The organism is Pseudomonas sp. 2822-15 (genome assembly GCF_002742515.1).
Taxonomy (GTDB): domain Bacteria; phylum Pseudomonadota; class Gammaproteobacteria; order Pseudomonadales; family Pseudomonadaceae; genus Aquipseudomonas; species Aquipseudomonas salomonii.
The window spans coordinates 648,338-671,747 of the sequence record NZ_LJRY01000156.1 but is presented as its reverse complement, the minus strand read 5'-3'; the positions used below and the strand labels follow the sequence as shown (position 1 = coordinate 671,747).

The 23,410-nt window shown below is 61.2% G+C and carries 20 protein-coding genes; 16 read left to right on the top strand and 4 right to left on the bottom strand.

The genetic code is table 11. From position 1 onward, the window contains the following. The first annotated feature begins 76 nt into the window (after positions 1-76). From mraZ to lpxC, 16 genes are all read left to right on the top strand, one after another. Positions 77-532: a division/cell wall cluster transcriptional repressor MraZ gene (gene mraZ, locus AOA59_RS04850; protein ID WP_003171868.1), complete on the top strand. Its 456-nt coding sequence runs from the start codon at positions 77-79 to the stop codon at positions 530-532. Further along, positions 529-1,476 carry a 16S rRNA (cytosine(1402)-N(4))-methyltransferase RsmH gene (gene rsmH, locus AOA59_RS04845; protein WP_017138192.1) on the top strand — a complete coding sequence of 316 codons (948 nt, stop codon included), beginning with the start codon at positions 529-531 and terminating at the stop codon, positions 1,474-1,476. The genes mraZ and rsmH overlap by 4 nt, the downstream gene beginning before the upstream one ends. Continuing rightward, the gene (gene ftsL, locus AOA59_RS04840) at positions 1,473-1,766 is read left to right on the top strand and encodes a cell division protein FtsL (RefSeq protein ID WP_056858984.1); all 294 of its coding nucleotides are present in this window, start codon (positions 1,473-1,475) and stop codon (positions 1,764-1,766) included. The genes rsmH and ftsL overlap by 4 nt, the downstream gene beginning before the upstream one ends. Then, a complete protein-coding gene (locus tag AOA59_RS04835) occupies positions 1,766-3,508 on the top strand; it encodes a penicillin-binding protein 2 (RefSeq protein WP_178076241.1) in 1,743 nt (580 codons plus the stop codon). The genes ftsL and AOA59_RS04835 overlap by 1 nt, the downstream gene beginning before the upstream one ends. After that, entirely contained in the window at positions 3,508-4,971 is a 1,464-nt protein-coding gene (locus tag AOA59_RS04830; protein WP_069786095.1) for a UDP-N-acetylmuramoyl-L-alanyl-D-glutamate--2,6-diaminopimelate ligase, read from the top strand. The genes AOA59_RS04835 and AOA59_RS04830 overlap by 1 nt, the downstream gene beginning before the upstream one ends. Continuing rightward, positions 4,964-6,334, top strand: coding sequence for a UDP-N-acetylmuramoyl-tripeptide--D-alanyl-D-alanine ligase (murF, locus tag AOA59_RS04825; protein ID WP_099486195.1), 1,371 nt, complete (start codon positions 4,964-4,966; stop codon positions 6,332-6,334). Before AOA59_RS04830 ends, murF begins: the two co-directional genes overlap by 8 nt. Further along, a complete protein-coding gene (gene mraY / locus AOA59_RS04820) occupies positions 6,334-7,416 on the top strand; it encodes a phospho-N-acetylmuramoyl-pentapeptide-transferase (RefSeq protein WP_017138188.1) in 1,083 nt (360 codons plus the stop codon). The genes murF and mraY overlap by 1 nt, the downstream gene beginning before the upstream one ends. Positions 7,417-7,422: 6 nt before the next feature. Next, positions 7,423-8,769, top strand: coding sequence for a UDP-N-acetylmuramoyl-L-alanine--D-glutamate ligase (murD, locus tag AOA59_RS04815; protein WP_099486192.1), 1,347 nt, complete (start codon positions 7,423-7,425; stop codon positions 8,767-8,769). Further along, complete coding sequence (gene ftsW / locus AOA59_RS04810; protein ID WP_065912510.1) at positions 8,766-9,983, top strand: putative lipid II flippase FtsW; 1,218 nt, start codon at positions 8,766-8,768, stop codon at positions 9,981-9,983. Before murD ends, ftsW begins: the two co-directional genes overlap by 4 nt. Then, a complete protein-coding gene (gene murG / locus AOA59_RS04805; RefSeq protein ID WP_099486190.1) occupies positions 9,973-11,043 on the top strand; it encodes an undecaprenyldiphospho-muramoylpentapeptide beta-N-acetylglucosaminyltransferase in 1,071 nt (356 codons plus the stop codon). The genes ftsW and murG overlap by 11 nt, the downstream gene beginning before the upstream one ends. Beyond that, on the top strand, positions 11,036-12,481 hold the full coding sequence (murC, locus tag AOA59_RS04800) for a UDP-N-acetylmuramate--L-alanine ligase (RefSeq protein ID WP_065912514.1): 1,446 nt from the start codon (positions 11,036-11,038) through the stop codon (positions 12,479-12,481). The genes murG and murC overlap by 8 nt, the downstream gene beginning before the upstream one ends. Then, on the top strand, positions 12,478-13,434 hold the full coding sequence (locus tag AOA59_RS04795; protein WP_099486188.1) for a D-alanine--D-alanine ligase: 957 nt from the start codon (positions 12,478-12,480) through the stop codon (positions 13,432-13,434). The genes murC and AOA59_RS04795 overlap by 4 nt, the downstream gene beginning before the upstream one ends. A 4-nt stretch (positions 13,435-13,438) precedes the next feature. Further along, positions 13,439-14,308 carry a cell division protein FtsQ/DivIB gene (locus tag AOA59_RS04790; protein ID WP_065912523.1) on the top strand — a complete coding sequence of 290 codons (870 nt, stop codon included), beginning with the start codon at positions 13,439-13,441 and terminating at the stop codon, positions 14,306-14,308. A 15-nt stretch (positions 14,309-14,323) separates the two neighbouring features. Further along, positions 14,324-15,589 (top strand): cell division protein FtsA, encoded by a 1,266-nt coding sequence (ftsA, locus tag AOA59_RS04785; RefSeq protein ID WP_017138181.1) that lies wholly within the window; start codon positions 14,324-14,326, stop codon positions 15,587-15,589. Between the two features lie 66 nt (positions 15,590-15,655). Next, a complete protein-coding gene (gene ftsZ / locus AOA59_RS04780; protein ID WP_056858975.1) occupies positions 15,656-16,861 on the top strand; it encodes a cell division protein FtsZ in 1,206 nt (401 codons plus the stop codon). 112 nt (positions 16,862-16,973) lie between these two features. Then, on the top strand, positions 16,974-17,885 hold the full coding sequence (lpxC, locus tag AOA59_RS04775; RefSeq protein WP_003171886.1) for a UDP-3-O-acyl-N-acetylglucosamine deacetylase: 912 nt from the start codon (positions 16,974-16,976) through the stop codon (positions 17,883-17,885). Positions 17,886-18,053: 168 nt separating this feature from the next. On the opposite strand, the gene AOA59_RS04770 is transcribed toward lpxC, so the two are convergent. The 4 genes from AOA59_RS04770 to AOA59_RS04755 all read right to left on the bottom strand — a co-directional run bounded on the left by AOA59_RS04770 (position 18,054) and on the right by AOA59_RS04755 (position 23,405). Beyond that, positions 18,054-19,544 (bottom strand): diguanylate cyclase, encoded by a 1,491-nt coding sequence (locus AOA59_RS04770; protein WP_099486185.1) that lies wholly within the window; start codon positions 19,542-19,544, stop codon positions 18,054-18,056. A gap of 187 nt (positions 19,545-19,731) precedes the next feature. After that, positions 19,732-21,054, bottom strand: a complete 1,323-nt coding sequence (locus tag AOA59_RS04765; protein ID WP_099486182.1) for an OprD family porin — start codon at positions 21,052-21,054, stop codon at positions 19,732-19,734. A 319-nt stretch (positions 21,055-21,373) separates the two neighbouring features. Continuing rightward, on the bottom strand, positions 21,374-22,738 hold the full coding sequence (locus tag AOA59_RS04760) for a heavy metal sensor histidine kinase (protein ID WP_065912532.1): 1,365 nt from the start codon (positions 22,736-22,738) through the stop codon (positions 21,374-21,376). Beyond that, positions 22,728-23,405: a heavy metal response regulator transcription factor gene (locus tag AOA59_RS04755; protein WP_017138176.1), complete on the bottom strand. Its 678-nt coding sequence runs from the start codon at positions 23,403-23,405 to the stop codon at positions 22,728-22,730. The genes AOA59_RS04760 and AOA59_RS04755 overlap by 11 nt, the downstream gene beginning before the upstream one ends. Positions 23,406-23,410 lie beyond the last annotated feature (5 nt).

The window sequence follows — 23,410 nt, the reverse complement described above, 5'->3', positions numbered from 1 at the left end:
GTGTGCGCAAGTGGCGGAAAGTGGCACAAAGTGGGTTTTTTGAACGTAAAACGCTAAAATTTGGAGAAACGCATCTGTGTTTCGCGGAGCTAACGCTATCAGTCTCGATGCAAAAGGCCGTCTCGCCATGCCGAGCCGGTATCGTGACGAGCTCATTTCGCGAAGTTCAGGCCAGTTAATCATCACGATTGACGCCGTTGACCCTTGTTTGTGTGTTTACCCCCTCGATGAGTGGGAGTTGATCGAAACCAAGTTGCGCGCTCTGCCTTCGTTGCGTGAAGAAAACCGCCGCCTCCAGCGTCTGCTGATAGGTAATGCCGTCGACCTTGAACTCGATGGCAGTGGTCGTTTCCTGGTGCCTCCGCGCTTGCGCGAGTACGCCAAGCTGGATAAGCGCGCAATGCTGGTGGGCCAACTGAACAAGTTCCAATTGTGGGACGAAGATGCCTGGGATGCTGTTTCTGCAGCAGACCTGGCTGCTATTCAACAACCGGGCGCTATGCCTGATGAACTGCGTGATTTGATCCTGTGACTATTGATAGCGGCTTTAACCACATCACCGTACTGCTTGACGAAGCCGTTGAGGCTCTCGCCGTACGCGCGGATGGCTGCTATGTGGATGGCACCTTCGGCAGGGGCGGGCACAGCCGGTTGATACTCAGCCAGCTCGGGTCCGACGGTAAACTCCTCGGGTTTGACAAAGACCCTCAAGCGATTGCCACCGGGCAAGCGCTAGCGGCCGAAGACGGCCGCTTTGTCGTTGTGCAGCGCAGCTTTGCCGAGTTGGGTGCCGAAGTCGCCGAGCGCGGCATGGCAGGCAAGGTGGCCGGGGTTTTGCTCGACCTGGGCGTATCTTCGCCACAGCTTGACGACCCCGAGCGCGGCTTCAGTTTCATGAACGACGGCCCGCTCGACATGCGCATGGACCCGACCCGTGGCATCAGCGCTGCGCAGTTCATCGCCACTGCGCCCCATGAAGAAATCACCCGCGTGTTCAAGGAATACGGTGAAGAACGCTTCGCCGGCCGTATGGCCCGTGCCGTGGTCGAGCGCCGTGAAATCCAGCCGTTCGAGCGCACCGCCGACCTGGCTGAAGTGCTCAAGGTCGCGAACCCTGCGTGGGAAAAGGGCAAGAACCCGGCGACCCGTGCGTTCCAGGGCCTGCGCATTCACGTCAATAACGAATTGGGCGATCTGGAAGCCGGCCTCGAAGCCGCACTGGACGCCCTGGAAGTGGGTGGTCGCCTGGTGGTGATCAGCTTCCACTCCCTGGAAGACCGCATCGTCAAACTGTTCATGCGTCGTCTGGTCAAGGGCGAGTCCGATAACCTGCCGCGCAACCTGCCGGTGCGTTTCGAGGCCTTTGTGCCGAAAATCAAAATCCATGGCAAAGCGCAGTTCGCCTCCGAAGCCGAACTCAAGGCCAACCCACGTTCCCGTAGCGCCGTTATGCGCGTCGCGGAGAAGCTGCGGTGAGCAAGCTTTTCGCCAAGCCCCTCCCGGGCGGCAGCTTCTTTATGTTGCTGTTGTTTGTCGGCGTGCTGGTGTCCGCAATTGCGGTGTCTTACAGCGCCCACTACAACCGTCAACTGCTCAACACCCTGTACGGGGAATTGAGCGTGCGTGATAAAGCGCAGGCGGAATGGGGCCGGTTGATTCTTGAGCAAAGCACCTGGACGGCCCATAGCCGCATCGAAACGCTTGCCACCGAGCAGTTGAAAATGCACATCCCTGGCGCAGCTGAAGTGCGGATGGTGGCGCCATGATGAAACTCGAAGGCGCACTCTATCCGTGGCGCTTCCGCCTGATGCTCGGCATCCTGGCCCTGATGGCCGGCGCGATTGCCTGGCGGATTATCGACCTGCAAGTGATCGACCGCGACTTCCTGATCGGCGAGGGTAACGCCCGTAGCCTGCGGCATATTCCGATTCCTGCGCACCGGGGCCTGATCACCGACCGTAACGGCGAGCCTCTGGCCGTGAGTACGCCGGTGACCACCCTGTGGGCCAATGCCAAGGAACTGCAAACCGCCAAGGACAAATGGCCTGAGCTGGCTGCCGCGCTGGGCCAGGACCCTAAAGCCTTGAGCGAGCGCCTGGAAGCCCAGGCCAACAAAGAATTCATCTACCTGGTGCGTGGGCTGACGCCCGAGCAGGGCCAGCAAGTGCTCGACCTTAAAGTCCCCGGTGTCTATGGCATCGAGGAGTTTCGTCGTTTCTACCCGGCGGGTGAAACCACTGCGCATATGGTTGGCTTTACCGACATTGATGACCACGGCCGTGAAGGTGTGGAACTGGCCTACGACGAATGGCTGGCCGGCGTGCCCGGCAAACGGCAGGTCATCAAGGATCGACGCGGCAGACTGATCAAAGATGTCCAGGTGACCAAAAACGCCAAGGCCGGCAAGCCCTTGGCGTTGTCGATTGACCTGCGTCTGCAGTACCTGGCCAATCGCGAGCTGCGCAACGCGATCATCGAGAACGGCGCCAAGGCCGGTAGCCTGGTGATCATGGACGTCAAGACCGGCGAAATCCTCGCCATGGTCAACCAGCCGACCTACAACCCGAACAACCGTCGCAACCTGCAACCGGCGATGATGCGTAACCGCGCCATGATCGACGTGTTCGAGCCGGGTTCGACCATGAAAGCCATCTCCATGAGTGCCGCCCTGGAAACCGGGCGCTGGAAGCCGACCGACAAGGTCGAGGTTTACCCAGGCACCTTGCAGTTGGGCAAATACACCATTCGTGACGTGTCCCGCAGCGAAGGTCCGGTGCTGGATCTGACAGGTATCCTGATCAACTCCAGTAACGTCGGCATGAGTAAGGTTGCCTTCGATATCGGCGGCGAGACCATCTATCACCTGGCGCAAAAAATCGGTTTGGGCCAACCCACCGGCCTGGATTTCCCAGGCGAACGCGTGGGCAACCTGCCGAACTACCGCGACTGGAAAAAAGCCGAGACTGCCACGCTCTCCTACGGCTACGGCCTGTCGGTCACCGCGATCCAGCTGGCCCACGCTTTCTCTGTATTGGCCAATAATGGCCGAATGGTTCCGCTGAGCTTGATCCACATCGACGAAGCGCCGAAAGCCACCCAGGTGATCCCGGAAAACGTCGCCAAGACCATGCAAGGCATGCTGCAACAAGTGATCGAAGCTCCGCGCGGTGTGTTCCGGGCGCAGGTGCCGGCTTATCACGTGGCCGGCAAGTCCGGTACTGCACGTAAGACCTCGGTCGGTACCAAGGGCTACGCCGAAAACTCTTACCGCTCGCTGTTCGCCGGCTTCGGCCCGATGAGCGATCCGCGCTTCGCCATCGTCGTAGTGATTGATGAACCCAGCAAGGCCGGCTACTTCGGCGGCCTGGTATCGGCGCCGGTGTTCAGCAAAGTGATGTCCGGCACCCTGCGCCTGATGAACATCACGCCGGACAACCTGCCGCCGACTCAACAAGCAAACGCCGGGCCACCGGCCGCAGTTGTCAAAGCCAATGGAGGGCGCGGCTGATGTCTCTTAGCCTGAACAAGATTTTTGCCCACGCCGGACGCGATCTGCTGATTCGTGAGCTGAGCCTGGACAGCCGTAATGTACGCGCCGGTGACCTGTTCCTGGCGGTGCCCGGCGGCAAGCTCGATGGCCGTGCGCACATCGCCGATGCCCTGCAACGTGGCGCGGCCGCCGTGGCTTATGAAGTGGATGGCGCCACCGTGCTGCCGATCACCGATGTGCCATTGATTCCGGTCAAGGGCCTGGCTGCACAGCTGTCGGACATCGCCGGGCGTTTTTATGGTGACCCGAGCCGTCAGTTGAACCTGATCGGCGTGACCGGCACCAACGGCAAGACCAGCGTGACCCAATTGGTCGCGCAGGCACTCGACCTGCTGGGCCAGCATTGCGGCATTGTCGGCACCCTGGGCACTGGTTTTTACGGATCGCTGCAAAGCGGCCTGCACACCACACCGAACCCGATCGCCGTGCAAGCGACCCTGGCCGACCTGAAAAAGGCCGGTGCCAAGGCGGTGGCCATGGAAGTCTCATCCCACGGCCTGGACCAGGGCCGCGTGACGGCCTTGGCGTTTGACGTGGCGGTGATGACCAACCTGTCTCGCGACCACCTCGACTACCACGGCACCATGGAGGCGTACGCTGCCGCCAAGGCCAAGCTGTTCGCTTGGAATGATTTGAAGTGCAGGGTGGTCAACCTGGATGACGCCTTCGGCCGCCAACTGGCTGCCGACGACAGCGAAGCGCGCCTGATCACTTACAGCCTGGAAGACGCCAGCGCGTATCTGTATTGCCGCGAAGCCCAATTCAATGACGAAGGCGTGCTCGCCACGCTGGTCACGCCCCAGGGCGAACACCACTTGCGCAGCACCTTGCTCGGGCGTTTCAACCTGAGCAACGTGCTGGCGGCTGTTGGTGCATTGCTTGGCCTGGACTACGCCCTGGACGAAATCCTGCGGGTACTGCCCAAGCTCGAAGGCCCGGCCGGTCGTATGCAGCGTTTGGGTGGCGGTTCACAGCCGCTGGTGGTGGTCGATTACGCCCACACCCCGGACGCGCTGGAAAAAGTCCTCGAAGCCCTGCGCCCACACGCCAAAGGCAAATTGCTCTGCCTGTTCGGCTGCGGCGGTGACCGTGATCGCGGCAAGCGCCCGCTGATGGCTGAAATCGTCGAGCGCCTGGCCGATGGCGTGCTCGTCACCGACGACAACCCGCGCAGCGAAGACCCGCGCCAGATTTTCGACGACATCCGTGTCGGCTTTAAAGACGCCACCAAGGCCACCTTCGTTGCCGGACGCGGCGCCGCCATTGCCCAATTGATCGCCAGCGCCAGTGCTGACGACGTGGTGGTGCTGGCCGGTAAAGGTCACGAGGACTATCAGGAAATCAACGGCGAACGCCATGCCTTCTCTGATCTGGTCGAGGCTGATCACGCCCTGACTGCCTGGGAGGTCGCCCATGCTTAAGGCGATGACGTTCAGCGAACTGACCCAGGCCTTGTCGGCCCGCGTGGTGTCGAGCGATTGCAGCTTCGACGGCGTCAGTATCGACAGTCGTAACATCAAACCGGGGCAACTGTTTGTTGCACTGGCCGGCCCGCGTTTCGATGGGCACGACTACCTGAACGAAGTCGCCGCCAAAGGTGCCGTGGGGGCCTTGGTGCAGCGTGAAGTCACGGACTCGACGCTGCCGCAATTGCTGGTTGCCGATACCCGTCTGGCCCTCGGCCAGTTGGGCGCGCTGAACCGTGCCGCATTTGATAAGCCGGTTGCGGCCATCACCGGCTCCAGCGGCAAAACCACGGTCAAGGAACTGCTCGCCGGCGTGTTGCGCACGCGCGGGCCGGTACTCGCCACCCGTGGCAACCTGAACAATGATTTCGGCGCGCCGCTGACCTTGCTCGAACTGGCCCCGGAACACACGGCGGCGGTCATCGAGCTGGGCGCTTCGCGCGTCGGCGAAATCGCTTACACCGTGGGGCTGACCAAGCCTCACGTGGCGATTATCAACAATGCCGGTACCGCCCACGTGGGTGAGTTCGGTGGCCCGGAGAAAATCGTCGAAGCCAAGGGCGAGATTCTCGAAGGCCTGGATGCCTCGGGCACGGCTGTATTGAACCTCGACGACAAGGCCTTCGAGACCTGGCGTGTACGCGCCGCCGGTCGCAAGGTGCTGACGTTTGCCGTGCTCAACGCCGCCGCTGATTTCCACGCAGCCGACATCACCGTCGACGCCCGTGGTTGCCCGTCCTTCACCTTGCACACACCGCAAGGCAGCGAGCACGTGCAACTGAACCTGCTGGGCAACCATAACGTCGCCAATGCCTTGGCAGCCGCCGCTGCCGCCTGCGCCCTGGGCGTATCGCTGTTCGGTATCGCCACCGGCCTGGGCGCGGTGCAGCCGGTCAAGGGCCGCACCGTGGCGCAACTGGCGACCAACGGCATGCGTGTGATTGATGACACCTACAACGCCAACCAGTCTTCCATCTGCGCCGCTATCGACCTGCTTAAAAGCTTCGCCGGGCGCAAGGTGCTGGTGCTGGGCGATATCGCTGAGCTGGGCGACTGGGCCGAGCAGTCCCACCGCGAAGTCGGCGCCTACGCGAGCGGCAAAGTCGACGCGCTGTACGCCGTTGGCCCGAACATGGCCCACGCCGTTGACACCTTCGGCCTCGGCGCGCGGCATTTCGCTACCCAGGCCGAGCTGATCCAGGCGCTGGTGGCGGCTGAACACGACAAACAAACAACCATTTTGATCAAGGGATCGCGCAGCGCGGTGATGGAAAACGTCGTCGCGGCCTTGTGTGGCTCAAGTACGGAGAAACATTAATGCTGCTGCTGCTGGCTGAGTATCTGCAACAGTTCCACAAAGGCTTCGCGGTCTTTCAGTACCTGACCCTGCGCGGGATCCTGGGTGTGCTGACTGCGCTGTCTTTGTCGCTGTTCCTGGGGCCGTGGATGATCCGCACCCTGCAGAACCTGCAAATTGGTCAATCGGTTCGTAATGACGGCCCGCAGTCGCACCTGTCCAAATCCGGCACCCCGACCATGGGCGGTGCGCTGATCCTGTCTTCCATCGGCATCAGCACCTTGCTGTGGGCCGACCTGCATAACCGCTATGTGTGGACCGTGCTGCTGGTGACCCTGTTGTTCGGTGCGATCGGCTGGGTCGATGACTACCGCAAAGTGATCGAGAAAAACTCCAAGGGTTTGCCCAGCCGCTGGAAGTACTTCTGGCAGTCGGTGTTTGGCCTTGGCGCCGCGATCTTCCTGTACATGACCGCGCCAAGCGCCGTCGAAACCACCTTGATCATTCCGATGCTCAAGGACGCCAGCATTCCACTGGGCGTTGGCTTTGTGGTGCTGACCTACTTCGTGATCGTCGGCTCCAGCAACGCGGTGAACCTGACCGATGGTCTCGACGGTCTGGCAATCATGCCGACCGTGATGGTCGGTGGTGCGCTGGGTATCTTCTGCTACCTGTCGGGTAACGTGAAATTCGCTGAATACCTGCTGATTCCGTATGTACCGGGCGCGGGTGAGTTGATTGTGTTCTGCGGCGCGCTGATCGGCGCGGGCCTTGGCTTCCTGTGGTTCAACACCTACCCCGCACAAGTCTTTATGGGCGACGTCGGCGCGCTGGCGCTGGGCGCAGCCTTGGGCACCATCGCGGTGATCGTCCGTCAGGAAATCGTGCTGTTCATCATGGGCGGTGTGTTCGTGATGGAAACCCTGTCGGTGGTCATCCAGGTGGCTTCCTTCAAATTGACCGGGCGTCGTGTGTTCCGCATGGCGCCAATTCACCACCACTTTGAACTCAAGGGCTGGCCCGAGCCACGTGTGATTGTCCGCTTCTGGATCATCACCGTGATTCTGGTACTGGTCGGCCTTGCCACCCTGAAACTGAGGTAGAAACGAGTGTCCCTGATCGCTTCAGACCACTTCCGCATCGTTGTCGGCCTCGGCAAGAGCGGCATGTCCCTGGTTCGCTTCCTGGCGAACCGGGGCACGTCGTTTGCCGTGGCCGATACGCGGGAAAATCCACCGGAGCTGGTCACGCTGCGCCGTGACTACCCGCACGTGGAAGTGCGTTGTGGCGAGCTGGATGTCGAGTTTCTGTGCCGTGCCGACGAGCTCTACGTGAGCCCCGGCCTGGCCTTGGCGACACCGGCCCTGCAAGCCGCTGCGGCCCGTGGCGTGAAGCTGTCCGGCGACATCGACCTGTTTGCGCGTCACGCGAAGGCACCGATCGTGGCCATCAGCGGCTCCAACGCGAAAAGCACCGTGACCACCCTGGTCGGCGAAATGGCGGCTGCGGCCGGCAAGCGCGTGGCCGTGGGCGGTAACCTTGGCACGCCAGCGCTGGACCTGCTCAGCGACGACATCGAGTTGTACGTGATGGAGCTGTCGAGCTTCCAGCTCGAAACCACCCACGACCTGGGGGCTGAAGTCGCCACCGTGTTGAACGTGAGTGAAGACCACATGGACCGCTACAGCGGCCTGCCGGCGTACCACTTGGCCAAGCACCGGATTTTCCGCGGTGCCAGGCAATTTGTGGTCAACCGCCAGGATGCCCTGAGCCGTCCGCTGATGGGCGAAGGCATGCCTTGCTGGACCTTTGGCCTGGGCAAACCTGATTTCAAAGCCTTCGGCATTCGTGAAGAGAACGGCGAGAAATACCTGGCCTTCGAATTCCAGAACCTGATGCCGGTGCGCGAGCTGAAAATCCGTGGCGCGCACAACCAATCCAATGCCTTGGCGGCCTTGGCGTTGGGTCACGCCGTCGGCCTGCCATTTGATGCGATGCTCTCGAGCCTGCGCACCTTCGGCGGCCTCGAGCATCGCTGCCAGTGGGTGCGCGACCTCAATGGCGTGAGCTACTACAACGATTCCAAGGCCACCAACGTCGGGGCCGCACTGGCAGCCATCGAAGGGCTTGGCGCTGATATCGACGGCAAGCTTGTGCTGATCGCCGGTGGCGACGGCAAGGGTGCCGACTTCAGAGACCTTAAAGGCCCGGTGGCTGCACATTGCCGCGCCGTGGTGCTGATCGGCCGTGACTCGGACCTGATCGCCGCCGCGTTGGGCGACGTTGTACCGCAGGTGCGCGCCACCTCGCTGGACGATGCGATTGCCCACTGCAAGGCCCTGACTCAGCCGGGGGATGCGGTGCTGCTGTCGCCGGCGTGCGCCAGTTTCGACATGTTCAAGAACTACGAAGAGCGCGGCCAGCTGTTCGCTCGCGCCGTGGAGGCCTTGGCATGAATTTCAGAAATATCATCAAGCCGTACCCATCGCCGATCATCACCGGTCGTGGTATCGACCTCGATTTCCCGATGCTCGCCGGCTGCCTGGCGCTGCTGGGCCTGGGGCTGGTCATGATCACCTCGGCGTCCTCGGAAGTGGCCGCGGTGCAGTCGGGCAACACCCTGTACATGATGATCCGTCACCTGGTGTACCTGGTGATTGGCCTCGGCGCCTGCATCGTCACCATGATGATCCCCATCGCCACCTGGCAGCGCCTGGGTTGGATGATGCTGATCGGCGCGTTTGGTTTGCTGATTATGGTGATCCTGCCCGGCATCGGCCGTGAGGTGAACGGTTCGATGCGCTGGATCGGCTTCGGTGCGTTTAACGTGCAGCCGTCGGAAATCGCCAAGGTGTTCGTGGTGATCTACCTCGCCGGTTACCTGGTGCGTCGCCAGAAGGAAGTGCGCGAAAGCTGGATGGGCTTCTTCAAGCCGTTCATCGTGCTGCTGCCCATGGCTGGCCTGTTGCTGATGGAGCCCGACTTCGGTGCCACCGTCGTAATGATGGGCGCGGCGGCAGCCATGCTGTTCCTCGGCGGTGTGGGCTTGTTCCGGTTCGCCATGATGGTGGTGTTGGCGGTGGTCGCGGTTTACCTGCTGGTGGAAGCGCAACCGTACCGTATGGCGCGCCTGATTACCTTTACCGACCCCTGGTCCGATCAGTTCGGTTCCGGCTACCAGTTGACCCAGGCGCTGATCGCCTTTGGTCGCGGCGGATGGCTGGGTGTGGGGCTGGGCAATAGCGTGCAGAAGCAGTTTTACCTGCCCGAAGCGCATACCGACTTCGTGTTCTCCGTGCTTGCCGAAGAACTTGGTGCCGTGGGTTCGCTGTGCACCGTTGCACTGTTCATGTTCGTCTGTGTGCGGGCGCTTTACATCGGTCTGTGGGCCGAGAAAGCCAAGCAGTTTTTCGCAGCCTATGTCGCCTATGGCCTGGCGTTTTTGTGGATCGGTCAAGTGCTGATCAACATCGGGGTAAACATCGGTCGCTTGCCGACCAAGGGTTTGACCCTGCCGTTTCTCAGCTACGGCGGCAGCTCGTTGGTTATCTGCTGCGTGTGCCTGGGCTTGCTGCTGCGCATCGAGTGGGAGAGCCGTACTCACCTTGGCAGCGAAGAGATGGAATTCAGCGAGAGCGATTTTGCCGAGGAGCCGAACCATGGGCGCTAACGTGCTGATCATGGCGGGCGGCACCGGGGGCCATGTGTTCCCGGCCCTGGCGTGCGCGCGTGAATTCCAGAACCGTGGCTACACCGTGCATTGGCTCGGTACGCCACGTGGCATCGAAAACGAATTGGTCCCCAATGCCGGCTTGCCGCTGCACTTGATCAACGTCACCGGCTTGCGTGGCAAGGGCAAGTTGTCCCTGCTCAAGGCACCGTTCGTGTTGCTCAAGGCGGTGTGGCAGGCGCGCAAAGTGATTCGTGAGTTGAAGCCGGTGTGCGTGCTCGGTTTCGGTGGTTATGTGACCGGCCCGGGTGGTGTTGCCGCCAAGCTCGCCGGCGTACCGGTGATCGTGCACGAACAGAACGCCGTCGCCGGTACGGCCAACCGCCTGCTGGTGCCGTTGGCCAGCCGGGTGTGCGAGGCGTTCCCGAAGACCTTCGGCGCCTCGGACAAATTGCGTACCACCGGTAACCCGGTGCGCACCGAACTGTTCATGGCCATTGCTCGTCAGGCCCTGGAAGGGCGCAAGCCGCACTTGCTGATCCTGGGCGGAAGCCTGGGCGCCGAACCGCTGAACAAATTGCTGCCCGAAGCCCTGGCGCTGCTGCCCGTGGACCTGCGTCCCGAGGTGTTCCACCAGGCCGGTAAAAAACACGATGAAATCACCGCTGCCCGCTATCGCGAGGCTGGTGTCGAGGCGAACGTACAGCCTTTCATCAAAGACATGGCCCATGCCTATGGCTGGGCCGACCTGGTGGTCTGTCGCGCTGGTGCGCTGACCGTCAGTGAACTGGCTGCCGCCGGTCTGCCGTCCTTGCTGGTGCCTTTGCCCCACGCCATCGACGATCACCAGACCCGCAACGCCGAATATTTGGCCGGGGAGGGCGCTGCCTTCCTGCTGCCGCAAAGAACGACTGGCGCCGCCGATTTGGCCGCACGCCTGACCGAGGTTTTGATGCAACCGGAACGACTCAACAGCATGGCGAGCACCGCAAGCCGCCTGGCTAAACCTGACGCAACCCGCACCGTGGTCGATATCTGCCTGGAGGTGGCCCATGGTTGAGAATCAGAAAGCCATGCCGCAGCCCGAAATGCGCCGCATCCGTCGTATCCACTTCGTCGGCATCGGCGGCGTGGGTATGTGCGGGATTGCCGAAGTACTGCTGAACCTGGGTTATCAGGTGTCCGGCTCGGACTTGAAAGAGTCGCCGGTCACTGATCGCCTCAAGTCTTTTGGCGCGCAGATTTTCATCGGCCACCGCGCCGAGAACGCCGCCGAGGCTGACGTGCTGGTGGTGTCCAGCGCCGTGAACACCTCCAACCCGGAAGTGGCCACCGCCCTTGAACGCCGTATTCCAGTGGTGCCACGCGCCGAGATGCTGGCCGAGCTGATGCGCTATCGCCATGGCATTGCCGTGGCCGGTACGCACGGCAAAACCACCACCACCAGCCTGATCGCCTCGGTGTTCGCCGCCGGTGGCCTGGACCCGACCTTTGTGATTGGTGGCCGCCTGAATGCAGCCGGCACCAATGCCCAGCTCGGCACCAGCCGTTACCTGATCGCCGAAGCCGATGAAAGTGACGCGAGCTTCCTGCACCTGCAGCCGCTGGTCGCTGTGGTGACCAACATCGACGAAGACCACATGGCCACCTACGACGGTGACTTCAACAAGTTGAAGAAAACCTTCGTCGAGTTCCTGCACAACCTGCCGTTCTACGGTTTGGCCGTGGTGTGCCTGGACGATCCGGTGGTGCGTGAGATCCTGCCATCGGTCAAACGCCCAACCGTGACCTACGGCTTCAGCGAAGACGCCGACGTGCGCGCGATCAATGTGCGCCAGGAAGGCATGCAAACCTTCTTCACCGTGCTGCGCCCTGACCGCGAGCCGTTGGACGTGTCGGTGAACATGCCGGGCAATCACAACGTATTGAACTCGCTGGCGACCATCTGCATTGCTTCCGATGAAGGCGTCAGCGATGAGGCTATCGTCGAAGGCCTGTCGCGTTTTGCCGGTGTAGGTCGGCGCTTCCAGGTCTACGGCCAACTGCCGGTAGAAGGCGGCGACGTGATGCTGGTAGACGACTACGGTCACCACCCGACCGAAGTGGCTGCGGTGATCAAAGCCGTGCGCGGTGGCTGGCCGGAGCGTCGCCTGGTGATGGTGTACCAGCCGCATCGCTACAGCCGCACCCGCGACCTGTACGACGACTTTGTCAATGTATTGGCCGATGCCAACGTGCTGCTGCTGATGGAAGTTTACCCGGCCGGTGAAGAGCCGATTCCGGGCGCCGACAGCCGCAAGCTGTGCAACAGCATCCGTCAGCGCGGCCAGTTGGACCCGATCTACATCGAACGCGGTGTGGACCTGGCGCCGATCGTCAAGCCGCTGCTGCGTGCCGGTGACATCCTGCTGTGCCAGGGCGCCGGTGATATCGGTGGCCTTGCGCCCAAACTGCTCGCCAGCCCGCTGTTTGCGGCGGCGAAGGGGAAGTCGAAATGATCACTGACTACGGCTCCCTGTTCTCGACCATCACGCCTGCCGATTTTGGCCGCGTTGCCGTGTTGTTCGGCGGTAAAAGCGCTGAGCGCGAGGTCTCGCTCAAGTCCGGCAATGCCGTGCTCCAAGCGCTGCAAAGCGCCGGCGTAAATGCATTCGGAATCGATGTGGGCGACGATTTCCTCGCCCGCTTGCAGGCCGAGAAGATCGACCGTGCCTTCATCATTCTGCACGGCCGTGGCGGTGAAGACGGCAGCATGCAAGGCTTGCTGGAGTGCCTGGGCATTCCTTACACCGGCAGCGGCATCCTCGCGTCGGCACTGGCCATGGACAAGTTGCGCACCAAGCAGGTGTGGCACAGCCTGGGTATTCCAACCCCGCGTCACAGCGTGCTGTGCAGCGAAGACGATTGTATTTCTGCAGCCAAGGAACTGGGCCTGCCTTTGATCGTCAAACCTGCCCATGAAGGCTCCAGTATCGGAATGGCCAAAGTGAACTCGGCCGCTGAATTGATCGACGCATGGAAAGCGGCAAGTACCTACGATTCGCAAGTGTTGGTGGAACAGTGGATCCAGGGTCCCGAGTACACCATCGCCACCCTGCGTGGCCAGGTATTGCCACCTATCGCATTGGGCACGCCCCACACCTTTTACGACTACGACGCCAAGTACGTGGCTTCCGATACTCAGTACCGGATCCCGTGTGGCCTCGACGCAACCAAGGAACAGGAATTGATGGACCTCACGGCGAAAGCCTGTGAGGCACTGGGTATCGCCGGTTGGGCGCGGGCAGACGTGATGCAGGATGACCAAGGGAATTTCTGGTTCCTTGAAGTCAACACCGCTCCGGGCATGACCGATCACAGCCTGGTACCTATGGCAGCCCGTGCTGCCGGTCTGGACTTCCAGCAGTTGGTGCTGGCGATCCTGGCCGCAAGCATTGAGCCAAGAGGCTAACCCCATGAACGGCGCATCGCTTCGTCACCAGCCACCTCCAGTGCCCAGCCGCAAGCCGGTGCCCCGAGGTGCCAGCCGAATGGTGGCTAAAGAGCCGATGTCGGCGCGCCTGCCGAAAGCCAACTTTGGTTTTCTTAAAGCGCTGTTCTGGCCGGTATTGCTGGTGGCGTTGGGCTTCGGCACTTACGAGGGCGCACAACGCCTGTTGCCGTATGCCGACCGGCCGATCACCAAGATCAGCGTGCAGGGCGACTTGAGCTACATCAGCCAGCAAGCGGTACAGCAGCGCATCGGCCCGTACCTGGCGGCGAGCTTCTTTACCATCGACCTGGCGGGCATGCGCGCAGAGCTGGAACAGATGCCGTGGATCGCCCACGCCGAAGTCCGCCGTGTATGGCCGGACCAGGTGACGATTCGCCTGGAAGAACAACTGCCCGTGGCCCGTTGGGGCGATGGCGCGCTGTTGAACAACCAGGGCCAGGCGTTTGCGCCGCGTGAAGTGGCCAACTATGAGCACCTGCCGCAGCTGTTCGGGCCGCAGCGGGCGCAGCAGCAAGTGATGCAGCAGTATCAGGCGTTGAGCCAGATGCTGCGGCCATTGGGTTTCTCCATCGCACGCCTGGAACTGCGTGAGCGGGGCAGCTGGTTTTTGACCACCGGGGCAGGCAGTTCCGGCCCGGGCATCGAGTTGTTGCTGGGACGCGACCGCTTGGTGGAAAAGATGCGCCGCTTTATTGCCATCTATGACAAGACCTTGAAAGAACAGATTACGAACATTGCGAGCGTCGACCTGCGTTACGCCAACGGCCTGGCCGTCGGCTGGCGTGAACCAGCTGCGCCGACGACAGCCAAACCCGCTGTCGCGAAGAATTAAGAAGAGGCAGGACCCATGGCAAACGTGCAAAGCGGAAAAATGATCGTCGGTCTCGATATCGGCACCTCCAAAGTGGTGGCGCTGGTCGGCGAGGTCGGGGAAGACGGTGTGATCGAAATCGTCGGTATCGGCACGCATCCGTCCCGGGGCCTGAAGAAAGGCGTGGTGGTGAACATCGAGTCCACCGTGCAGTCGATCCAGCGCGCCATTGAAGAAGCGCAGCTGATGGCCGGTTGCCGGATTCACTCGGCGTTCGTCGGCGTGGCCGGCAACCATATCCGCAGCCTGAACTCCCACGGCATCGTGGCGATTCGCGACCGTGAAGTCAGCTCGGCCGACCTTGAGCGCGTACTCGACGCTGCCCAGGCCGTGGCGATCCCGGCTGACCAGCGCGTGCTGCACACCCTGCCGCAGGACTACGTGATCGACAACCAGGAAGGCGTGCGCGAGCCGCTGGGCATGTCGGGCGTGCGCCTGGAAGCCAAGGTTCACGTGGTGACCTGCGCCGTCAACGCCGCACAGAACATTGAAAAATGCGTGCGCCGCTGCGGCCTGGAAATCGACGACATTATTCTTGAGCAGTTGGCCTCGGCCTACTCGGTACTCACCGACGACGAAAAAGAGCTGGGCGTGTGCCTGGTCGACATCGGCGGCGGCACCACCGACATCGCGATCTTCACCGAGGGTGCGATCCGTCACACTGCCGTGATCCCGATTGCGGGCGACCAGGTCACCAACGACATCGCCATGGCGCTGCGTACACCGACCCAGTACGCCGAAGAAATCAAGATCCGCTACGCCTGCGCCCTGGCCAAACTGGCCGGTGCCGGTGAAACCATCAAGGTGCCGAGCGTGGGCGACCGTCCACCGCGCGAACTGTCGCGCCAGGCCCTGGCCGAAGTGGTCGAGCCACGTTACGACGAGCTGTTCACCCTGATCCAGGCTGAACTGCGCCGCAGCGGCTACGAAGATTTGATCCCGGCCGGCATCGTGCTGACCGGTGGCACCTCGAAGATGGAAGGCGCGGTCGAACTGGCCGAGGAAATCTTCCACATGCCCGTGCGACTGGGCGTGCCCCATGGCGTCAAAGGCCTGGGCGACGTGGTGCGCAACCCGATTTATTCCACCGGTGTGGGCTTGCTGTTGTACGGGCTGCAAAAGCAGACCGACGGCATTTCCCTGTCGGGCCCGAGCATCCGTGACAGCTACCGTGGCGGCGACGACGAAGCCAAAGCGCCGTTGTTCGAGCGGCTGCAGGCTTGGGTAAAAGGCAATTTCTAAAGATTTACCGCAACACCGCAGTCAGTAGTAGGCGAAAAAACTAGAGAAAACGAAAGGAGAGGGAACATGTTCGAACTCGTAGACAACATCCCCGCAAGCCCGGTTATCAAAGTAATCGGTGTTGGCGGTGGCGGCGGCAACGCTGTCAATCACATGGTCAAGAGCAACATTGAAGGCGTTGAATTCATCTGCGCCAACACTGATGCCCAGGCGCTGAAAAGCATCGGCGCGCGGACCATCCTGCAATTGGGCACAGCGGTGACCAAGGGCCTCGGCGCTGGCGCCAACCCGGAAGTCGGCCGTCAAGCCGCGCTGGAAGACCGCGAGCGTATTGCTGAAGTGCTGCAAGGCACCAACATGGTGTTCATCACCACCGGCATGGGCGGCGGTACCGGTACCGGTGCAGCCCCGATCATTGCCGAAGTGGCCAAGGAAATGGGGATTCTGACCGTTGCTGTGGTGACGCGTCCGTTCCCGTTCGAAGGTCGCAAGCGTATGCAGATCGCCGACGAAGGTATCCGTCTGCTGTCTGAAAGCGTCGACTCGTTGATCACCATCCCCAACGAGAAGCTGCTGACCATCCTGGGCAAGGACGCCAGCCTGCTGTCCGCGTTCGCCAAGGCTGACGATGTACTGGCCGGTGCCGTCCGCGGTATCTCCGACATCATCAAGCGCCCAGGCATGATCAACGTCGACTTTGCCGACGTGCGTACCGTGATGAGCGAAATGGGCATGGCGATGATGGGCACTGGCTGCGCCAGCGGTCCGAACCGTGCACGTGAAGCCACTGAAGCGGCGATCCGCAACCCGTTGCTCGAAGACGTGAACCTGCAAGGTGCACGCGGCATCCTGGTGAATATCACCGCCGGCCCTGACCTGTCCCTGGGTGAGTACTCCGACGTGGGTAGCATCATCGAAGCCTTCGCTTCCGAGCACGCGATGGTCAAAGTCGGTACCGTTATTGATCCGGACATGCGCGATGAGCTGCACGTGACCGTGGTTGCGACCGGCCTGGGCGCAAAAATCGAGAAGCCTGTGAAGGTCATCGACAATACCGTTCATACCAGCCACAACAGCCACGCCAGCCAGCAAGCTGCCGCTCCAGCGCCTGCGCGCCAGGAACTGCCGTCTGTGAACTACCGTGACCTGGACCGTCCGACCGTGATGCGCAACCAGGCTCAGGCCGGTGCTGCGGCGTCCCGTAGCCTGAACCCGCAGGATGATCTGGACTACCTGGACATTCCGGCATTCTTGCGTCGTCAGGCCGATTAATGGAATGTATCAGGGCTATGAAGGTGATTGGTGTTCAGCAAAGGTCTGGTCTGCTATTATCGCCAGCCTTTGTTGATACCAGTTCGCAATTTGCGCTGAAGCGGTCCAAGCCATGATTAAACAACGCACCCTGAAGAATATTATCCGTGCCACAGGTGTAGGTCTGCACTCCGGGGAGAAGGTATACCTGACTCTCAAACCTGCACCTGTCGACACCGGCATCGTGTTTGTTCGTGCCGACCTGGACCCTGTGGTGCAGATTCCTGCTCGCGCGGAAAATGTTGGCGAAACCACGATGTCGACCACGTTGGTCAACGGTGACGTCAAAGTGGACACGGTGGAGCACTTGCTCTCGGCCATGGCTGGCCTGGGCATCGATAACGCCTACGTCGAGCTCTCCGCGTCCGAAGTCCCCATCATGGATGGCAGCGCTGGACCCTTCGTATTCTTGATTCAATCTGCCGGCCTGGAAGAACAGGACGCAGCCAAGAAGTTCATTCGCATTCTGCGGGAAGTGACAGTAGAAGACGGCGACAAGCGCGCCACCTTCGTTCCGTTCGAAGGCTTTAAAGTGAGCTTTGAGATCGATTTCGATCACCCGGTATTCCGTGACCGCACCCAAAGTGCAAGCGTGGATTTTTCCAGCACTTCGTTCGTAAAAGAAGTCAGCCGCGCCCGTACCTTTGGTTTCATGAGTGACATCGAGTACCTGCGCAAGCACAACCTCGCACTCGGCGGCAGCGTTGAAAACGCCATTGTGGTCGACGCGGATGGTGTACTGAACGAAGACGGCCTTCGCTATGAAGACGAATTCGTGAAGCACAAGATCCTCGATGCAATCGGTGACCTCTACCTGCTGGGCAATAGCCTGATAGGCGAGTTCAAAGGCTTCAAGTCGGGCCACGCCCTTAACAACCAGCTGCTGCGCAAGTTGATTGAGCAGACAGACGCTTGGGAAGTCGTGACCTTCGAAGATGCCAGCACCGCACCGATCTCTTACATGCGTCCCGTTGCGGCGGTGTAAGTAACAACTCTCTTTCGTTAGTTTTGAAAGGCCACCTTCGGGTGGCCTTTTTTTATGCTGATCGTTCCCACGCTCCGCGTGGGAATGCAGCCCTGGACGCTCCGCGTCCCGAAGCCTGATGCAGAGCGTCAGAAGAGGCATTCCCACGCGGAGCGTGGGAACGATCACCTAGCGGGCTGCGGCCTCGACGATGCGATTACGCCCGGTGTGCTTGGCCTCATACAACGCCTGATCTGCATTGAGCAGCAAATCCTCAAGTGCCATGCGGCTGCGTTTTTGCCACGTGCCCATGCCGATGCTCACCGTGATCGGCCCGTCGGCACCGGCCACCCGTGGCAAATGCTCGACGCTGCTGCGGATATGTTCGGCAATCAACCAGGCGCCCTTGGCGTCGGTATGCGGCAGCACCACCGCAAACTCTTCGCCACCGTAGCGCGCCGCCAGGTCAGCCGGTCGGCGGATGTTGTCTCCGATGACTTGGGCGACTGCACGCAAGGCTTCATCACCGCCGTGATGGCCATGCAGGTCGTTGAAGGCCTTGAAGTGATCCACGTCGATCATCAGCAGGCTCAGCGGCTCGGTCGAGCGTTGTGCGCGGTCCCATTCCAGGCGCAGGCGCTGGTCAAGGGTGCGGCGGTTGGCAAGGCCGGTGAGGGCGTCGGTGGCTGCCAGTTCTGACAGCACTTGTTCGGCCCGATGGCGGCGGCGCAGCTCCTTGCTCAGCATCCAGGTGAGCCACAACAGGCCGATGCACAACACGCCCGTGGCCATACTGACCAGCCACGCTGCACGCCGCCATGGGGCAAACACTTCATCGCTGGACAACGCCACCGCAACAATCAACGGCAAGGTGCCCACGTTCGAGAAACTATACAGCCGTGGCTGGTTGTCGACGCTGGAGACGCCACGAAAGCTGCCATCGCGTTCGCGCAGCATGCGCGCGACATTGGGGCGTTGGCTCAAGTCCTTGTCGATCATGTCCGCTTCCAGCAGCGGTTGTTGCGCCAGCAGGATGCCTTGGTGGTTGATCAGGTTGATGGTGCCGTTGCTTCCGATGTTCAGGCCGCTGAACAACTGTTTGAAGTACGACAGACGCATTGAGGCCACCGCCACGCCCAGAAAGCGCCCGTCCGGGGATGACACGCGGCGGCTGAATGCGATGCGCCACCGGTCATCGCACACGCAACGGGCCAGGAAGGGGCGGCTGATATACAGCCCCAGCTCAGGGTTTCTGCGGTGTGCCTGAAAATAGTCGCGATCAGCGAAGTTACCGGTCTTGGGGGTGAGCAGTGAGGAGTCGGCGATCACTTCACCACTGGGGTCCAGCAGCAGAATGTCGCCCTTGAAGGGGGCGGCGGCCGAGCGATCGAACAGCACCAGGTGGCGGATACTGGCGGACACACCCTGCAGGTCGCTGCGTTCGGTGGCGGCGATCAGGCCCTTGAGGGCCATGTCGTAGAGTTCGACGTTGCGCAGTACATCGGCGTCGATCAGTTGGGTGATGTTATTGGCGGTACGCTTGGCGGTCTGCAAGGTGTTGGCATGTTCGCGAATCAGCAGCGCGGTGACGATCGCCACGATCAGGAACACGGTGAGGCAACTGCCCAGAATCAACAAGCGTTCCGGGCGACGGGTGGGTCGGTTGAGTCTTGGGCTCATCGGGCGTACTTCTGCTTCGAGGATGCCAATAGCGTAGTAGGCAAACGCAGGTTTGGTGTGGGAGCTGGCTTGCCTGCGATAGCATCGCTGCGGTGTTGCAGATGTACCGAGGTGTCTGCATCGCAGGCAAGCCAGCTCCCACACAAGCCCGCTCCCACCCTGGATCTCGATCTTAGACAGATTTAGCTCAGAACACGTTGATCGGGTAATCCACAATCACGCGGTATTCATCCACATCCCGGTCCACCGCTGAGTAGCCATTGCCACCGCGGTTGGTTGCCCATTGCAGGCGCACGGCCAGGTCCTTGGCTTTGCCGCCTTGCACCACGTATTTCAAGTCGATGTCGCGTTCCCAGTGCTTGGCGTCTTTGCCGTCGGCGCTGTACCAGGCGCTGTAGCCACGGCTGTTGGGGTCGACCCTGGTCAGGTCGGTCTTGCCGCTGATATAGGACACGGCGGACGTCAGCCCAGGCATGCCGAGGCCTGCAAAGTCGTAGGCGTACTTGAGCTTCCACGAGCGCTCGTTGGGGCCGTTGAAGTCGGAGTATTGCTGGGAATTGTCCAGGTACACGCTGTCGCCCTGGGTGATGTAGTCGAACGGTGTGTTGCCGTTGACCCGCTGGTACGCGGCGGTGAGGCTGTGGTTGCCCACGCCCAGGGTGAAATGCAGGCTGTAAGTGTTGTTGTCGATGCTGCCCAGCAACGACTGGCCGGTGTCCTGGGTGTGGTAGTAGTGCAGGCCCGGGTTGAGGCTGACCAGGTCGTTCAGCGCGTAGGTGTAGTCCAGGTCGTAGTAGTACTGGTGCCACACGTCCTTGAGTTCGGAGGCGTACAGGTTGCTGGTCAGGCCCGGAACGCCGCTGAAGGACACACCGGCCCAGTTCAGGTGCTGGCTGTCGGCGTTGGCGGGCAAGGTGCCGTAGCTGGTGCCGATGCGCCGGTGGCCGCTTTGGTTGTAAAGCTTGGTAAAGCTGGCCTGGCCGCCTTCGAGCATCCAGCTGTCGAAGCTGTGGTTGGTCAGGCTCACACCCCGGAACGTCTGCGGCAACATGCGAGTCATACCGCCGGCGATTACCGGGTTGTTAAGGAACAGGTCGCCGGCTTTGAGCTCGGTGTCGAACGCGCGGATTTTCAAGGTGCCGCCAGCGGTGGAGAACGAGCCAGGCGCTTTGCCGTTGCCGCTGCCGTAAGGCAGGATGCTGGAACCGTCAGTGCCGCCGCCGCCGTCGAGCTTGAGGCCGAGCGTGGCATTGAGGTCCAGGCCAAAACCGACGGTGCCCTGGGTGTAGCCGGATTCGAAGGTGCCGATAAAACCCTGGCCCCATTCTTTGCTGTCATCGGTGTGAATGTCGCGGCGGTCGCGGTTTATGTAGTAGTTGCGAGTGTTGATCTTGAGGCTTGAGCCTTCGACGAAACCGTCAGCGGGTGTCGAGTCTGCCGCGTGGGCAAGGGGGACGATCGTTGCTGCAATCGCGAGGAATAACGGGGTGAACGTCAGCGAGTTCTTCACCGGTTTAGCTCCTTTGGTCAATCGAAAACGGCCAATGTCGTGAGGGTGTGCCTGGCCTTTTTTTACGGCAAAAAAAAGCCGCTGAAGTCAGCGGCTTTAAACAGATTCCCAGTGTAGAGCCCTGGAAATAAGTCGAGGGAAATTCGGGTGAGCGGGAAGCTGCCTTGCCGTCGCGCTCATCGGTGCGTCAAAGTAACGCAGGTGAGCGGTGCGATATAGAGTGTAACAAGATAATGACTGTTGCCCAAACCGCAACAGTCGGGAAGCTGCAGATCCAGTGTGGGGGCTGATCCAGATTGGATTGAGGTGTACTGGAGAGTTAGACCGGCAAGGTAATGCCAAAGGTGTTGCCGCCACCCTCACTGCGCACAAACACATCGCCGCCATGCATCAACGCAATCGCCTTGACGATCGCCAGCCCCAGCCCGTGATTCGCGCCGCTGTTACTGCGTGACGCGTCCACCCGGTAGAAGCGTTCAAACAAGCGCGGCAAATGCTCACTGGCAATTTCATCGCCGGGGTTGGTAACCCCGATCGCCACCCACTGCTCCTGCACTTCAATGCTCACGTCGATGATCTGCCCCGGCGCGGTGTGCTGCACCGCATTGCTCAGCAAGTTGATCAGCGCGCGGCGCAGGTGGGCTTTTTCGATGTGCACCAAGGCGTCGCCGCGCACGCGCACGTTGACTTGGGCGTCTTCGAGGATGAAGTCCAGGTAGTCGAGGGTGGTGGCGACTTCATCGGCCAGGGAGCTTTCGATCAGTTTGGTGGCCTTGCTGCCTTGGTCGGCGCTGGCCAGGAACAGCATGTCATTGATGATCGAGCGCAGGCGTTCCAGCTCTTCGAGGTTCGATTGCAGCACCTCGAAATAATGCTCGGCCGAACGACCACGGGTGAGCGCCACTTGGGTCTGGCCGATCAGGTTGGTCAGCGGCGAGCGCAGTTCGTGGGCCACATCGGCATTGAACGACTCCAGGCGTGAATACGCCTGTTCGACCCGATCCAGCGTGGCGTTGAATGAGTTGACGAACTGGCTCAGCTCCGGCGGCAAGGGCGACAACTGCAAGCGCCCGGAGAGTTTGGGCGGGGCGAGTTTTTGCGCTTCATCCGAGAGCTTGCCCAGCGGTTTGAGGCCGATACGCGAGACCCAAAAGCCCAGCAGCGCCGCCAGCGCGACGCCGACACAGGCTAGGCCGATCAAGACCATCAACAGATGATGCTGAGTGGCGCGGAAGTTCTCGGTGTCGATGGCGATCATAAAGCGCAGTGACGGGCGTTGATCCTTGGCCGCGAACTGGCTCACCAACACTTTGAACGGGTATTCATGCCCAGGCAGGCGCAGGTCGCGCTTGCCGGTCGGCCCCTGGGCGAATGCGCGGATCTGCGCAGTGGGGTTGCCGTATTCGTAGCTCGGGTCGCTGCTCACCACCCAGAAGCGGATGCGCGTGTCTTCTTCGCCGAGCAGCTTCAATTTGGCGGTGATTTTTGCCCAGTGATCGGGTGTACCAAAGCGGTTCACCGAGGACTCCAGCACGCTGTAGCGCGCATCCAGTTCGGCGCCCGGCAGCAAGCCCAGGCCGCGATCCACTTGCTGGTACAGCGCGCCGCCGATCAACACGAAGATCAGCAGCGCCACCAACGTGAACATGCCGCTCAGGCGCACGGCGATGGAGTTAGCCGACACTTCTGCTCTCCAGCACATACCCCATGCCACGAATGGTGTGCAGTAACTTGTGTTCGAACGGCCCGTCGAGCTTGGCGCGCAGACGCTTGATCGCCACTTCCACCACATTGGCGTCGCTGTCGAAATTGATGTCCCAGACCATTTCCGCAATCGCGGTCTTGGACAGGATTTCACCCTGACGCCGTGCCAATACGCTGAGCAGCGAGAACTCCTTGGCGGTCAGGTCCAGGCGCAGGCCATTGCGACTGGCCTTGCGGCTGATCAGGTCGATCCACAGGTCGGCCACGGTGACTTGCACCGGCTCATGCCCGCCGCTGCGACGGGTCAGCGCTTGCAGGCGCGCCACCAGTTCGAGGAACGAAAACGGTTTGCCCAAATAATCATCGGCGCCTTCACGCAGGCCACGGATGCGGTCTTCCACACGCTCGCGGGCGGTGAGCATGATCACCGGCGTCTGCTTGCGTGCCCGCAGTGCGCGCAACACCCCAAAGCCGTCGAGGCCAGGCAGCATCACGTCAAGCACGATCACCGCGTAGTCGTTTTCCAGCGCCAGGTGCAAGCCCTCGACGCCTTCACGTGCTACATCGACGGTGTAGCCTTGCTCTGTCAGGCCGCGGTGCAAGTAGTCCGCGGTTTTTTCTTCATCTTCAATAATCAGGACGCGCATGACCC